Source organism: Burkholderia sp. Ac-20345 (genome assembly GCF_017104825.1).
Lineage (GTDB): Bacteria > Pseudomonadota > Gammaproteobacteria > Burkholderiales > Burkholderiaceae > Burkholderia > Burkholderia lata_B.
The window spans coordinates 1-13,421 of sequence record NZ_JAAGPO010000051.1 but is presented as its reverse complement, the minus strand read 5'-3'; the positions used below and the strand labels follow the sequence as shown (position 1 = coordinate 13,421).

General features: G+C 66.9%; 16 protein-coding genes. 9 read left to right on the top strand and 7 right to left on the bottom strand.

Translation table 11 applies throughout. The features are described 5' to 3' along the window. Positions 1-31: 31 nt before the first annotated feature. Complete coding sequence (locus tag G3O06_RS19665) at positions 32-283, top strand: hypothetical protein (protein ID WP_011354368.1); 252 nt, start codon at positions 32-34, stop codon at positions 281-283. Positions 284-781: 498 nt separating this feature from the next. Here the strand turns inward: G3O06_RS19665 and penR are convergent, their stop codons facing one another. Continuing rightward, a complete protein-coding gene (gene penR / locus G3O06_RS19660; protein ID WP_174980880.1) occupies positions 782-1,672 on the bottom strand; it encodes a beta-lactamase transcriptional regulator PenR in 891 nt (296 codons plus the stop codon). A 127-nt stretch (positions 1,673-1,799) separates the two neighbouring features. Between penR and blaPEN-bcc the strand changes: the two genes are divergently transcribed. Further along, positions 1,800-2,747: a PEN family class A beta-lactamase, Bcc-type gene (gene blaPEN-bcc / locus G3O06_RS19655; RefSeq protein ID WP_205817188.1), complete on the top strand. Its 948-nt coding sequence runs from the start codon at positions 1,800-1,802 to the stop codon at positions 2,745-2,747. Positions 2,748-3,226: 479 nt separating this feature from the next. Here blaPEN-bcc and G3O06_RS19650 read toward each other — a convergent pair whose 3' ends face one another. From G3O06_RS19650 to G3O06_RS19635, 4 genes are all read right to left on the bottom strand, one after another. Beyond that, positions 3,227-3,427: a hypothetical protein gene (locus tag G3O06_RS19650; protein WP_174917588.1), complete on the bottom strand. Its 201-nt coding sequence runs from the start codon at positions 3,425-3,427 to the stop codon at positions 3,227-3,229. Between the two features lie 572 nt (positions 3,428-3,999). Next, positions 4,000-4,368, bottom strand: coding sequence for an antibiotic biosynthesis monooxygenase family protein (locus tag G3O06_RS19645; protein WP_205817187.1), 369 nt, complete (start codon positions 4,366-4,368; stop codon positions 4,000-4,002). A gap of 47 nt (positions 4,369-4,415) precedes the next feature. Then, a complete protein-coding gene (locus tag G3O06_RS19640) occupies positions 4,416-4,862 on the bottom strand; it encodes a MarR family winged helix-turn-helix transcriptional regulator (protein WP_174980875.1) in 447 nt (148 codons plus the stop codon). Positions 4,863-4,893: 31 nt separating this feature from the next. Continuing rightward, entirely contained in the window at positions 4,894-5,157 is a 264-nt protein-coding gene (locus tag G3O06_RS19635; RefSeq protein ID WP_174980873.1) for a hypothetical protein, read from the bottom strand. Here G3O06_RS19635 and G3O06_RS19630 point away from each other — a divergent pair. After that, positions 5,156-5,545, top strand: a complete 390-nt coding sequence (locus G3O06_RS19630; RefSeq protein WP_205817186.1) for a hypothetical protein — start codon at positions 5,156-5,158, stop codon at positions 5,543-5,545. The two genes, G3O06_RS19635 and G3O06_RS19630, sit on opposite strands and share 2 nt — an antisense overlap. A 145-nt stretch (positions 5,546-5,690) precedes the next feature. Here the strand turns inward: G3O06_RS19630 and G3O06_RS19625 are convergent, their stop codons facing one another. Both G3O06_RS19625 and G3O06_RS19620 read right to left on the bottom strand, forming a co-directional pair. Then, positions 5,691-7,067, bottom strand: a complete 1,377-nt coding sequence (locus tag G3O06_RS19625; protein WP_205817185.1) for an ATP-binding protein — start codon at positions 7,065-7,067, stop codon at positions 5,691-5,693. Beyond that, complete coding sequence (locus G3O06_RS19620; protein ID WP_174917595.1) at positions 7,064-7,726, bottom strand: response regulator; 663 nt, start codon at positions 7,724-7,726, stop codon at positions 7,064-7,066. Before G3O06_RS19620 ends, G3O06_RS19625 begins: the two co-directional genes overlap by 4 nt. A gap of 232 nt (positions 7,727-7,958) precedes the next feature. On the opposite strand from G3O06_RS19620, the gene G3O06_RS19615 reads away from it, so the two are divergent. The 6 genes from G3O06_RS19615 (at position 7,959) to G3O06_RS19590 (ending at position 13,209) form a co-directional block, all read left to right on the top strand. After that, entirely contained in the window at positions 7,959-8,312 is a 354-nt protein-coding gene (locus G3O06_RS19615; protein ID WP_174917596.1) for a NirD/YgiW/YdeI family stress tolerance protein, read from the top strand. A 55-nt stretch (positions 8,313-8,367) separates the two neighbouring features. Beyond that, positions 8,368-9,228 carry a MurR/RpiR family transcriptional regulator gene (locus G3O06_RS19610; RefSeq protein ID WP_011354378.1) on the top strand — a complete coding sequence of 287 codons (861 nt, stop codon included), beginning with the start codon at positions 8,368-8,370 and terminating at the stop codon, positions 9,226-9,228. 55 nt (positions 9,229-9,283) lie between these two features. Beyond that, complete coding sequence (locus G3O06_RS19605; protein ID WP_205817184.1) at positions 9,284-9,709, top strand: GNAT family N-acetyltransferase; 426 nt, start codon at positions 9,284-9,286, stop codon at positions 9,707-9,709. 192 nt (positions 9,710-9,901) lie between these two features. Beyond that, a complete protein-coding gene (locus tag G3O06_RS19600; protein ID WP_205817183.1) occupies positions 9,902-11,569 on the top strand; it encodes an ankyrin repeat domain-containing protein in 1,668 nt (555 codons plus the stop codon). 175 nt (positions 11,570-11,744) lie between these two features. Continuing rightward, a complete protein-coding gene (locus G3O06_RS19595) occupies positions 11,745-12,605 on the top strand; it encodes an isocitrate lyase/phosphoenolpyruvate mutase family protein (protein WP_205817182.1) in 861 nt (286 codons plus the stop codon). Positions 12,606-12,942: 337 nt separating this feature from the next. Then, entirely contained in the window at positions 12,943-13,209 is a 267-nt protein-coding gene (locus tag G3O06_RS19590) for a YodC family protein (protein ID WP_174917600.1), read from the top strand. Positions 13,210-13,421: the final 212 nt, after the last annotated feature.

Genomic DNA, 13,421 nt, shown 5'->3' with positions numbered 1-13,421 from the left:
CATGACCCTTGAACGATGGCGGAGGTAGACGATGACGACCGACAACCGGCCCGACGACAGCGAGCACAAGCTCGAGAATCTGGAAGCGGCGGTCGACCACCTGCACAAGTCGATCGAATCGCAGAGCATCGCGGTCGGCGCGGCGAAGGGCATCCTGTTCAGCCTGATCGAAACGCTCGGCGCGCTGATCGGCGATCCCGACCTGCCGGAGCATGCGCGCTCGGGTTACGAGGCGCTGCGCGACAAGGCGAGCGAATTGCGCGGCGGGCTCGACCGGCATTGATGCCCGGATGGCGCCGGCGCCAGCCGCACGGGCTGCGCCGGCGCTGCCCGATTCTGCAGACGAAGCACAAAACCCCGTGCGCTCAATGAGTTAGGTGGCCGATGCGCAGGATATCCACAAGCTTGCCAACACAATCTGTGGAGAACCTTCCGGCCCCGGGCCGGGTGTGTTGCGCGTGCCGAGCGAAAGCGCGTGCGCTGCCACACGGTTGACCGCGCAAGGTCCGTATATTGAATCCCCTTTTGTATCAGGGTGTTACGCGGCGCATTGGACGGATATCCACAGGCTTGCCAACATATTCTGTGGATAACTCGCAATCGATTGCGTCGTGACAGTTGAGGATCGGGCTGCCGAAGGCCGGCTCGCGAAGCCCCGTGTACATGGGCTGCCCGATGTCTGCGTCGGCGGGTTAATTCGTGCGCGATCAAGGGCTTAGGTCCCGGGTACCCAGGATATCCACATCCTTGCCAACACTTTCTGTGGACAAGCGGGGCCGTGTCATTCGGCCTGCGCCGTGCTGGCCGCTTCGGCCACGATCCAGTCGCGAAAGAGTGTCATCGCCGGCGTGAGCGGCTTCGATTTCAGCGACGTAAGCCAGTAGCCGCCCGCGCACACGTCGATGTCGAGCGGTCGCGCGAGCAGGCCGAGCTGCAGTTCACGCGCGAACATGCAGGCCGGCGCGAGCGCGACGCCCGCGCCCTGCATTGCTGCCTCGACCATCAGCCGCGACGAATCGAACACGGGCCCGTTGACCGCCCACGGCGCAAGCTGCGCCGCATCGAACCAGCCGTGCCATTCGTCGATGCGGTACGAGCGCAGCAGCGTTTCGTTCGCGAGATCGGCCGGTTGCGCGAGGCGCCGCGCGATGTCGGGCGCACACAGCGCGGTGAGCGGCGCGTCGAGCAGGCGCTCGTTGCGCGTCGCCGGCCAGTTGCCTTCCCCGAAACGGATCGCGAAGTCGAGGCCCTCGGCGGCGAGGTCGACGACGTTGTTGTTGGTCCGCAGCCGCAGTTCGACGAACGGGTGCGTATCGCCGAACTGCTTCAACCGCGGCATTAGCCAGCCTAGGGCAAAGGTGCCGACGACGCCGAGCGTCAGCACCTCGCGGAAGCGCCCGCCGTCGAACTGCTTGAGCACCGTCTCGATGCGGCTGAATGCGTCGCTCAGCACGGGCAGCAGCGCGCGCCCCTCGTCGGTGAGCCCGAGGCCGCGCGGCAGCCGCGTGAACAGCGTGCAGCCGAGCCGCTCCTCGAGCGAACGCACCTGCTGGCTGACCGCGGCCTGGGTCACGCTCAGCTCGAGGCCGGCGCGCGTGAAGTTCAGGTGGCGCGCCGACGATTCGAACGCGCGCAGCGCATTGAGCGGAAGATGAGGGCGGAGCTTTGTCATAAGAATTTCTTTCGTCAGCGCTCAATTATCGTTGCTTGTCAGGCAACCGTAAAGTCCCGATAGTGCTGTCTCGCCGGCCGGGCGTTTTCAACCTGTTTCGCTTCCATTCCACCACGAGACAACCGACATGACTTACTCATCGAAACGTCGAACCCTGTTGCTGGCTGCCGCGACGGCGCCGCTCGCCCTGACCGTCGCGGCGTGCGCGTCGCGGCAGGCTACCGCACCGGATCCGTCGAGCGAGGCCGCCGCCGCGGTCGCGGCGGCCACGACCGCCTCGCTCGATGCGGAGACGTTCGATGCGCTGGCGGCGCTCGAACGCAGCGCGGGCGGCCGCCTCGGTGTGTGTGCGATCGACATCGCGACCGGCCGGCGCGCGGAACATCGCCAGAACGAGCGCTTCCCGTTCTGCAGCACGTTCAAGGCGATGCTGAGCGCGGCGGTGCTGGCGCAGAGCGTCGAGCGTCCGGCGTTGTTGCAACAGCGCGTGACGTATACGAAGGCCGACCTCGTCAACTATTCGCCGGTGTCGGGGAAGCATGTCGACGACGGCATGACGGTCGCCGCGCTGTGCGAGGCCGCGATCCAGTACAGCGACAACTCGGCTGCGAACCTGCTGATGAAGCTGCTCGGCGGCCCGTCGGCGGTGACGGCCTACGCGCGCTCGATCGGCGACGATTCGTTCCGGGTCGATCGATGGGAGACCGAACTGAATACCGCGCTGCCGGGCGACCTGCGCGACACGACGACGCCGGCCGCGATGGCCGCGAGCATGCGCGTGCTGATGCTCGGCGATGCGCTGCCGGCCGCGCAGCGTGCGCAGCTCGTCACGTGGATGCGCGGCAACAAGGTCGGCGACAAGCGGCTCCGCGCGGGCGTGCCGGCCGGGTGGACGGTCGCCGACAAGACGGGCACCGGCGACTACGGGACGACCAACGACGCGGGTGTCGTGTGGTCGCCGTCGCGTGCGCCGATCGCGCTGGCCGTGTACTACACGCAGGCGCGTGCCGATGCGCGCTCGAAAGAAGACGTGATCGCGTCGGTCGCGCGCATCGTGGTCCAGGCGTTCGGTTGAAGCGGGCGGCGCGGCGTGCATGATGCGATCCGCATGCATGCCGTGCCGCAGCCGTGACCCGCGCGATCAAACGTTGTGCGATCAACGACTTAGGCCATGCATGCTCAGGATATCCACATGCTTGCCAACAAAAATTGTGGACAAGCCTGCGCGCGGCTGCGTCAAGCGTGGCGCGGGCCGCCGTGCCGCGTTTGAAGCGGCGCGGACAAAGTCTTTCGGATCAAGCGCTTGGCCGCGGTATGCGCAGGCTATCCACATGCTTGCCAACAAAATCTGTGGAAAACCCGGTTCGCACACGTAGAAGGCGGTCCGTTACACAGCAAGTCGATGCGCGAGCGGCACTTTGCCGGCCGCGTGCCGCATTTGAAGCGGCGCGGACAAAGTCTTTCGGATCAAGCGCTTGGTCGCGGTATGCGCAGGCTATCCACAAGCTTGCCAACACAATCTGTGGACAAGCCCCCCGGCTGTCGTCGCGACGCTCAGGGCTGCCGATCGTCGACAGTGGGCCAGCGCACGAATGCGAACACCCACAACATGATGAAGTTCAGGATCGGGACGAACATCGTCAGGATCCACCAGCCCGAGTGCCCGGTGCGCCGGACGATGCGAACGTACGGATAGATGACGACGGCGACCAGCACGAGTGAGACGACCAACTGCCACGCGGTGAAGTGTTCCATGGCCTTCCTCGGAGTGAAGTGTCGTGGTGCGGTGCCGGCGGCAAGGCCGGCCCGTTGAGCCGTCGCGCGAAGCCGGCGATGCGCGGCTGCGTGCGGCTCGCGTGATCTTGACGCGTGGCGGGCGCGAGCGTCAAGGCGACGGCGGTGCACTGCCGTTGCGCGGGATCGTCCGCATGCGCGCATGCGCGCGCCGCTCGTTGCCGCAACCGTGACACCGCACATGAACCGTAGCCCGATCAACGGGTTAGCGCAGGCTTGCGCAGGATATCCACAAGCTTGCCAACAAAATCTGTGGGTAAGTGGCGCAGCGCATGTCGGGCACGTGTGCGCCGACGGCGGCACGCATCGCCGTGGCGTCGTGATGCGAAGTGCGGCGAAGCGGGGTACTTGACGGCCATCACCGGGGCTCCGTCTGCATCACACGTGCCAAAGTCCATCGGATCAAGGGCTTAGCGTTGCGGTGCGCAGGATATCCACAAGCTTGCCAACATTTTCTGTGGAGAAGTCGGGGTGCGCGAGCGACGCGCAACACACCCGCGAATGCCACGCATTGCCCCGCTTCGGGCGTGCACTCACGCAGTGCAGATACCGGCCACGCCGACTTTCTGGAACAGATGCGGGCTCGCGACGGCGGACGACGGATAGGCCGACAGCTTGGCGACGAATTCGGGATGCGTGAAGGCCGCGCGAAACGCTTCGGTCGATTCCCAGATCGCGTAATTCAGGTAAGTCGGGCTGTCGCCGAGCGCACGATGCAGCTGGGTCGAGATGAACCCGGGCTGCCGCTTCATGAATTCGGCATCGTCCTTCCACACGGTGAGAAAGTCCGCTTCGTCGGCTGCGGCCAGCGTGAACAGGTTGACGAGGACGACCGGCTGAGCGTCGATGGCGATCTGTTGCTGGATCGGAAAGGCCGGATCCAGCGGCTTGAAATGAGGCATGGGAACTCCTTCGGGTGAGGGTGAGAGTGACGGGGGCGATTGAGCGCTCACGTCGGTGCATCGGCACCATGCGCGCTGGACATCGCCGACAGAACGCGGATCGCCGCATCCAGGTCAGCCGAACTGAAGTCGCCGGCGATGTCGCGGACATGCTGTTGCCACTGCCCGACCACGGCCTGATAGGCCGCCGCGCCGCGCGGCGTCAGCGCGTACAAGGGGGAGCGCTTGTGCGCCGGGTTGGGCAGCGACTGGACCAGCCCTTCGTCGGTCAGCACGTTGATCTGCTTCAGCACCGCCTGCCGCGTGATGCCCATCGCGTCGGCGATCTGCGGGATGTTCGGGGCTTCCGGCGCCATCGAGATGGCGCCCAGCACCTGCCAGCGCGCACTGGTCAGGCCGTGTGGCCCGGCAAAGGTGTTGCCCCACTCGATCAGCAGGCCGTTCAAGCGGAATACGGACAGCGCGACGGCGGTCAACTTCGCGGATTTCGTCATGTTCGATACGCGGGATGAATTGACAACTACTTTACGTAATGGACAACTGGTTGTCAAGTTTATGGGTGAACGTCGTTGCGCGAGGCCGGGTCGGTACACTGGCGATGCGATCCGGCACCGGTAACATCGGCTGCAGCGGATGGTCGGCCAACAACAAGGAACCTGGAGAGAAATCGGTGAGAACGACCTGGAAGAAGATCGCCGTGCCGTTACTGGCGGCGGCATGTGGCGCGAGTGCGCATGCGTGCATCCCGCCGAGATACGAGACCGCGTATTTCCATGACGCGGAACGCATGAACGACGCACTCCGCGACAAGGTGCTCGACGATATCCGTGCCAATCACTACACGATCGTCGAATCGAGGATCGGTTTGCGATTCTTCCCGATCGTCAGGAAGGGCGACGCGATCTACCTCGGCAACACGCCGATCGCCACCGGGAAGGATTCGTTCTGGTATCTCGGGAACGGCTATTACCAGTTGAACGGCAGGCTTTATTACATGGGCGAACAGGTCGGCGCGTATCCGCTCGACGGGACCGTCGTCGTTCACGTCGAGGATCGGACGCTGCCGAGACCGGACGGCTACCCGGAAGGGCGCCTGTACTGCCCGGTTCGGAAGCACGCCAGCGTCCTCGAAACCTCGACGGGCCTGCGGATCGAGCGGATCGTCGTCGACAACTGAGTCGGGCGTGCGGCAGCCCCGGGCTGGCGCATTTGCCGCGCAGGCTCGACAAACCCTTTCCGATCAAGGGCTTGGTGCCGTTGCTGGACGGTTGTCCACAAGCTTGCCAACACAATCTGTGGAAAAGCCGCGCGTCGCGCAGATGTCAGGCCGGCAGCGGAAAGCGCACCGTGACGGTCAACCCGCGCCCGCCGCGCGTGGTGCCGAGCGCGACCGTCGCGCGATGCTGTTCGGCGATCCGCTTGACGATCGACAGGCCGAGCCCGCTGCCGGACGACGTGACCGCCTGCGCGCCCTCGCCGCGATAGAAGCGCTCCCACACGTCGGTGCGTTCGGCTTCCGGGATTCCGGGGCCGTCGTCGGCGACTTCGAGCACGGGCGTCGTGCCGTCGATCCGCGCGGACACATCGACGCGTGCACCGTCGCCCGCATAGCGGATCGCGTTGTCGACGAGGTTGTTCAGCAGCACGCGCAGCGTGTCCGCATTGCCCGACGTCATCACGGGCGTCGACACGATCGCGCCGAGATCGATCCGGTGCGCGTCGGCGACGCGCGTGCGATCCGATACCACCGACCGGCACAGCGCGGCGAGATCGACGGGCGCCGACGCGGAAGCCGCCGCCTGCGCATCGGGTTCGAGGCGTGCGAGCGTCAGCAGCTGCTCGGCGAGGTGGCCGAGGCGCGTCGTGCCCGCCTGGATCTGCGCGAGGATGTGCTCGCGTTCCTCGGTGGTCGCCGCGCGCCGCAGCAACTGCGACTGGATCGACAGCCCCATGATCGGGGTGCGCAATTCGTGCGCGGCATCAGCGATGAAGTGGCGCTGCAGCGTGAACGAGCGGTCGAGGCGCGCGAGCAGGTCGTTGATCGCTTCGGCGAGCGGACGGACTTCGTTCGGCATCGAGCCGACGTCGACCGGTTCCAGATTGTTCGCATTCCTGCGTTTGAGGCCGGATGCAATCGTGCGCAGCGGCCGCAACCCCGCGCCGATGCCGAACCACAGGCCGATCGCGAGCAGCGGCAGCATCGAGAACACCGGCCACAGCAGGTGCACGGCGATGCCCGCGATCGCTTCCCACCGCGCATGGCGTGCCTGCGCGAGCCGGATCGTCGTGCCGCCGCGCTCGGTTACATAGGTGCGCCACGGCTGGCCGCCGACGTCGACGCTCGCGACGCCTTTCTGCTCAGGCGGCGGCAGTTTCGAATCGCGGTCGGTGGAATACACGAGCGTGCCGTTGCGCCAGACCTGCAGCAGCACGGCGTCGGGGTCGCTCGCTTCGAAGCCGTGCTTGCCGTTGGCGTGGTCGCTGAACGACAGCTCGCCGTTCGGGCCGACGACGATCTGCTTCGACATGCTGCGCATCTGGTCGTCGAGCAGGTCGTCGAGCTCGCGCAGCGCGCCCCAGTAGGTGCCTGCACTCGCGACGAGGCCGATCACGCACGCGGCCGGCATCAGCCACGTCAGCAGGCGCCGCCGCAGCGACGCGTTGCGCCAGCGCGCGATCGCGCGTTGCATGCGCGTCATGCGCCGTCACCGATCCGGTAGCCGACGCCGCGCACCGTGCGGATCATGTCGTGGCCGAGCTTCTTGCGCAGGTTGTGGATGTGCACCTGCACGGCGTTGCTCTCGATTTCCTCGCCCCAGCTGTACAGCCGCTCCTCGAACTGCTCGCGCGAAATCACCGCGCCCGGGTCGCGCATCAGCTCGTGCAGCAGCACGAACTCTTTCGGCGACAGCGGCACTTCGTCGTCATTGAGCCAGACGAGGTGCTTGACGGGGTCGAGGCGCAGCGGGCCGATCACGAGCGTCGTCTGCGCGCGGCCCGCGTGGCGGCGGCTGACCGCGCGGATGCGGGCGAGCAATTCGTCGAGCTCGAACGGCTTGACGAGATAGTCGTCCGCGCCGCTGTCGAGGCCCGCGATGCGGTCGGGCACGCCGTCGCGCGCGGTGATGATGATCGCGGGCAGGTTTTCGTCGCGGCGTCGCAGCGCGGCAAGCACCGACAGGCCGTCGCGGTTCGGCAGCCCGAGATCGAGCAGCAGCAGGCCATAGCCGGTCGCGCGCAGCGCGAGCGACGCGGCGTCGCCGTCCTTCACCCAGTCGACCGCGAAGCCTTCCTGTTTGAGGCCCTGTTCGAGCCCGCTGCCGATCAACGGATCGTCCTCGACGAGCAATACGCGCATGAATTGGTGTCTCTTCAACGGGGCGCCGTGGCACCCGGGGTTCCCATGATAAGCGCCCGTGTCTTAGGTGGACCTTAAATGCGGGCGGCGCGCGGCGGGCTTTCGTACTCGTCTGATGCGGCACCGTGTCACTTCGGCGCGACCTTCAGGTTTGCTTAATCTTACGGTCCGTAATCTGGCGCCGTCGCGTTCAACGGAGCGCGGCGCCACATCGAAGAAGAGGAACGAGATCATGAAACACCTGGCCAGAATCCTGACGGTCGCGCTCGCCACGCTGCCTGCCGCCGTCTATGCGCAATACACGGGGCCGTCCACGCTGACCACGACCACCGTGAAGGAGCTGCTCGCGAGCGGCAAGGACGACCAGCACGTGCAGTTGCAGGGGCGCATCGTCAAGCATGTCGGTGGCGAGGATTACGAATTCGCCGATGCGACCGGCACGATCCGCGTCGAGATCGACCACAAGCTGTGGGCGGCCGGCCAGCCCGTCAGCGACAAGAGCGAAGTGAAGGTGAGCGGCGAATTCGAGCGCAAATGGTCGGGCAGCGTGAAGGTCGACGCCGATCACGTCGAAGTGCTGCGCTGACCGGTGCGCGCGGGGCCGGTGATACCATGGACGACCGGTTCCCGTTCCCACCAAGATGGCCGCCAATTTCGACGAACTCGCGTCCCGGATCCGGGCGCAATTTTCCGAGCTGAGCCCGCAATTCCAGGCGGGCGCTGCCTTCCTGCTCGATCATCCCGACGAAGTCGCCACTTCGTCGATGCGCAAGGTCGCACAGCGCGCGCAGGTGCAGCCTGCATCGCTCGTGCGGCTCGCGCAGCAATTCGGCTTCCCCGGCTGGAACGAGCTGCGCGACCTGTGCGTCGCGCGCGTGCGTACGCGCCCCGAGCCGCTCACGCAGCGGGCGCGCTCGCTCGTGCGGCCCGATGCGAAGGCGTCGCTGGCGCACGACCTGCTCGCCGCGCAACAACACAACCTGTCCGCCACTGCCGCGCAGAACGAGCACGCGCTCGCCGACGCCGCGAAACTGATCCGCAAGGCGTCGCACGTGCACGTCGCGGGGTTTCGCTCGTGCTATCCGGTTGCGTTCGGCTTCGTGTACGGCTACCGGCTGTTCCGCCCGACCGTGTCGCTGCTCAACGGCGTCGCCGGTTCGCTCGAAATGGAGCTGCGGACGATCGCGAAGCAGAGCGTGACCGTCGTCGTCAGCTTCGCGCCGTATTCGGCGGAAGCGACGCGCGTCGCGCAGGCCGCGAAGGCGCAGGGCAGCCGGATCGTCGCGATCACCGACAGCGCGGTGTCGCCGATCGCGCTGCACGCGGATGCGCAACTGATCTTCACGCACGACAGCCCGTCGTTCTTCCCGTCGCTGGTGGCCGCGCACGCGATGGCCGAAGCGCTGGTCGCGCAGCTGCTGGCGCTCGAAGGCAGCGATGCGATCGCTGCGCTCGAGCGCACGGAAGCGGAACTGCACGCGAAGGGCGCTTACGTCGTTTGACGCGGCACGTACCGCTTCAACCGTTCCTTATTGTCGATTCAAGCGGATTCAACCGATGACGTTCACATACGAGGTGACCGACGCGGGCGACGCGAACGTTCGCAAGCAGATCGTCGCGCCGCTCGTCCGGTTCAACGAAAGCCAGGCGGGCCCGAACGACTTCCGTGCGCTCGCCGTGGTCGTGACCGATGGCGACGGCGCGGTGGTCGGTGGCCTGTGGGGCAGCACGGCGTACGGCTGGCTGCATGTCGATCTGCTCGTGGTGCCCGAGGCAGCGCGCGGCCAGGGCGCGGGCACGCGCATCATGGATCTGGCCGAAGCGGAAGCCGTCGCGCGCGGATGCCACGGCGCGTGGCTCGACACGTTCGACTTTCAGGCACGGCCGTTCTACGAGAAGCGCGGCTATGTCTGCTTCGGCGAGCTGCCGGATTATCCGGCCGGACACACGCGCATTTTCCTGACGAAGAAGCTCGCGGGTTGAGTGGCGCCGCCACGTGGCGCGGCACGGTTGACGAGGTCACCGGCCGTCGCCTAGGATACCGGTCAGCGATGCGGGGCGCTTCCGGGTCCGCGGAAAGGGTTGAACCCACCTGTCGCAGCAAATCCAGTCTTCCTCCTGTCCTTTGTGCTGGCGGTATTGCGGACCTTCGGCCATGACTGCACGAGGATTCGCATGAAAAAGCTGCCTCCCAAGGCCAATCCCGATCATCTGAAAAAGCAGGCCAAGGCATTGTTGCGCCTGTATCGGCAAGGTGACGCCGATGCCGTCGCGCGTTTTGTCCGGTTTCTCCCTGCTGCCGCGAACCGCACGCATGACGAAGCGCGCGTGCTCGGGCTCCGGCTGCACGACGCGCAATCCTGCATCGCGCGCGAGTACGGTTTTGCATCATGGGCCGATCTCGGCGCATTCGTCGAAACGCATGCGCTGGCGGGGCAACAGCGGTCGCAGCTGATCCGGCGCTGGCTCGACCTGGCGTACGGCGGCGATGTGACCGGCGGCTACGACGCGCCCCGGCCGCGTGTCGCCGCGCAACTGCTGCTCGATCATCCCGATCTCGTTGCAGGCGATCCGACCGTCGCATGTGCGGCCGGTGATCTCGACGCCGTGAAGGCGGCACTGACAGCCGATCCCGGCTGGATCGCGCGCGCCGGCGGCGTGCTGAAGCTGCCGCCGCTGGTCGCCGTCACGCATTCGCGGCTCGGGCAGATGCCCGAGTTCGCCGTCAGGCTGCGCGCCTGCGCGCGTCTTCTGCTCGATGCCGGCGCCGATCCGAACCAGCGGATCGGCAACCGCTTTCCGCCGGCTTCGCTCGCCGCATCCGACGAAGCGGAGCCGCTGTCGGCGCTGTACGGTGCGGCGGGCGTCAATCGCGATCCGGTGCTCACCGCCATGCTGCTGGAAGCCGGCGCCGACCCGAACGACGGCGAATCGCTGTATCACTCGGTGGAAAATCCGGCCTGCACGCGCGTGCTGCTCGAACACGGCGCACGGGTGGGCGGGACGAATGCGTTGCGGCGTGCGTTCGACATGCGCGACGCAGATGCGCTTGAACTGCTGCTCGCGCATGGCGGCGACCCGAACGAGCCACCCGGCGCGGGGCTGGCGCAGACCTGGGGCGCGCCGTTGTTGCGGGCGATCGGCGTGCGCTGCTCGGCGCGCCACGTCGCCGCGCTGCTGGCGGCCGGCGCCGATCCCGGCGCGCGGACCCCGACGGGCGTCAGTGCGTACCGGCTGGCGATGCAGACCGGGCTGTCCGACGTCGCGGCGTTGTTGCGCGAGGCCGGCGCGGAAGAGACGCTCGACGCGGAGGACGCGTTCGTCGCGGCCTGCGCGCGCGCCGACGCCGACGATGCGCGACGCATCCAGGCGCGCCATCCCGAACTGCCCGGCGCGCTGCCCGATGAGCGGCTGCGGCTGCTGCCGGACGCCGCCGCGTGGGGTTCGGGCGACGCGGTGAAGGTCATGGTCGAACTGGGCTGGCCGATCGCGGCGCGGGGCGGCGACTGGGACGCGAGCGCGCTGAATCATGCGGTGTTCCGCGGCGATGCGGAATTGCTGGCGTTCCTGCTCGCACACGGCGCGAGCTGGCGCGACATGCACGGATTCGACAGCGACGCGCTCGGCACATTGTCCTGGGCATCCGTCAACGAACCGGAGCATGTCGGCGCGTCCGACTGGGAGGCGTGCGCGCGGGTGCTGCTCGCACACGGCGTGCCGCAAGCCGCGCGGGACCCGTCGAATCCGGACGGCGTGCTGATCGACGGTCGCGCGATGCGCTTCTCCGAAGCCGTCACCGACGTGTTGCTCGGCGTCGATGGCGCGCCACTCGCAGCGAAGTAAGCGACCGCGGGCCGGCAACGGACGGGGGGCGAAGCCAGCCTGCTCGTTGCCGGCTGCCGGCACGCAGTCGGTGCATTGGTTTTTTCCGGTCGCGCGACGACATTTCGGCGAACGCTGAAACGTCGTGTGCACGACCGGCGTAAGCTCAGCCGTCAACTTCCTTCCGGAGTCCACGATGACCCGTTCCGACCTGCAAGCCCGCCAAGCCGAAGCCTTCCGCGCCCTGCACGCGCGCCCCGGCGCCTTCATCATCCCGAACCCGTGGGACGCCGGCACCGCGCGCCTGCTCGCAATGGCCGGCTTCGAGGCGCTCGCGACCACGAGCGCCGGCTACGCGTTTTCGAAGGGGCAGCCCGACAATGCGATCGACCGCGACGCGATGCTCGATCACATTGCCGAGATCGTCGCCGCGGGCGGCCTGCCCGTCAGCGCCGATCTCGAGAACGGCTTCGGCGACGCGCCCGACACGGTGGCCGAAACGATCCGGCTCGCGGCGGAGGCCGGCGCGGTCGGCGGCTCGATCGAGGACGCGACGGGCCGTGCCGACGCGCCGATCTACGCGCTCGAAGCGGCGATCGAGCGCATCGCGGCGGCCGTCGACGCGGCGCGCGCGCTGCCGTTTCCGTTCACGCTGACTGCGCGCTGCGAAAACTACCTGCATGGCCGCCACGACCTCGCCGACACGATCGCGCGGCTCGTCGCCTATCGCGACGCGGGCGCCGACGTGTTGTATGCGCCGGGCATCACCGATGCGGACGAGATCGCGGCGGTGACGCAGGCGGTCGGTGCACCCGTGAACGTCGTGATGGGGCTGCAGGGCGGCTTGCTGAGCCTCGACGCGCTGGCGGCGCTCGGCGTGAAGCGCGTGAGCGTCGGCGGCGCACTGGCTCGGGCCGCGCTCGGCGCGTTCCTGCGCGCGGCGAAGGAGATGGCGCAGGAGGGCACGTTTACATTTACGCAAGCTGCCGTACCGGGGCGCGATATCAACCGCTGGTTTGCGTCGCCGGATAATTCACCGGATTTGTTCCGGGATTGAGGGTAATTAAATCGTGGGATCGTTCCCAGTCGAAACATTGATTGACAATAATCAACCGATTTCGCGTCCGAATTAAACGTCGGTGACGACGCAAAATACATCGTCTATTCTCCGCATTCCGCCCGTTCGACCGGCGCTGGCGCGCAAACCGCGCCGGATCGGGCGAGCGGGCGACCGCCCTGCATGCCGATGCCGCACATTGTTGCATTTTCCCGTCCGGTAAGTTTTTGCGCGCGGGAGTTGCGGGCAGGTTTTTTGATTGATAATCTGCGGCACGTTCGAATGAACGGTTGGTGGGCCGCCGGTAATATCGATATATAAAAATGCTGAGAGAGCGATGACGATCCGAGAAAATCAACGCGTCAGGTTTCGCGTCGGCGATGTCGTGACGCTGAAGACGGGTGGGCCGCGCATGACCGTCACTTTTGCCGGGCCGGTCGTGTTCGACGACGGTGACTGGCTGATCTGCCAGTGGTTCGACGAAAGCGGCGAATTCCGACAGGAAATGTTCCCTCACGACGCGGTGGCGCCCGAGCCGCGCGCGATTTCGGCCGGGCGTGTCCGCATGCGCATGCAGTCGCATCGCTACCGGTCGGCTGCCTGACATTTACCTGTCGTCGCGATGCGGCCACACGCAGCGCCCGCGCCGCGACATTTCACGCCAGCCCGAAACATGCGGCGGCGCGCTGCGCCGATACTGTCCGCATGAACCCGACCGATCCCATCGCAGCGGTCACGCACCGCGATCCCTATCCCTACTATGCGGCGCTCGTCGACGGGCCGCCGCTCGCGTTCGACGCCACGCTCGGCCTGTGA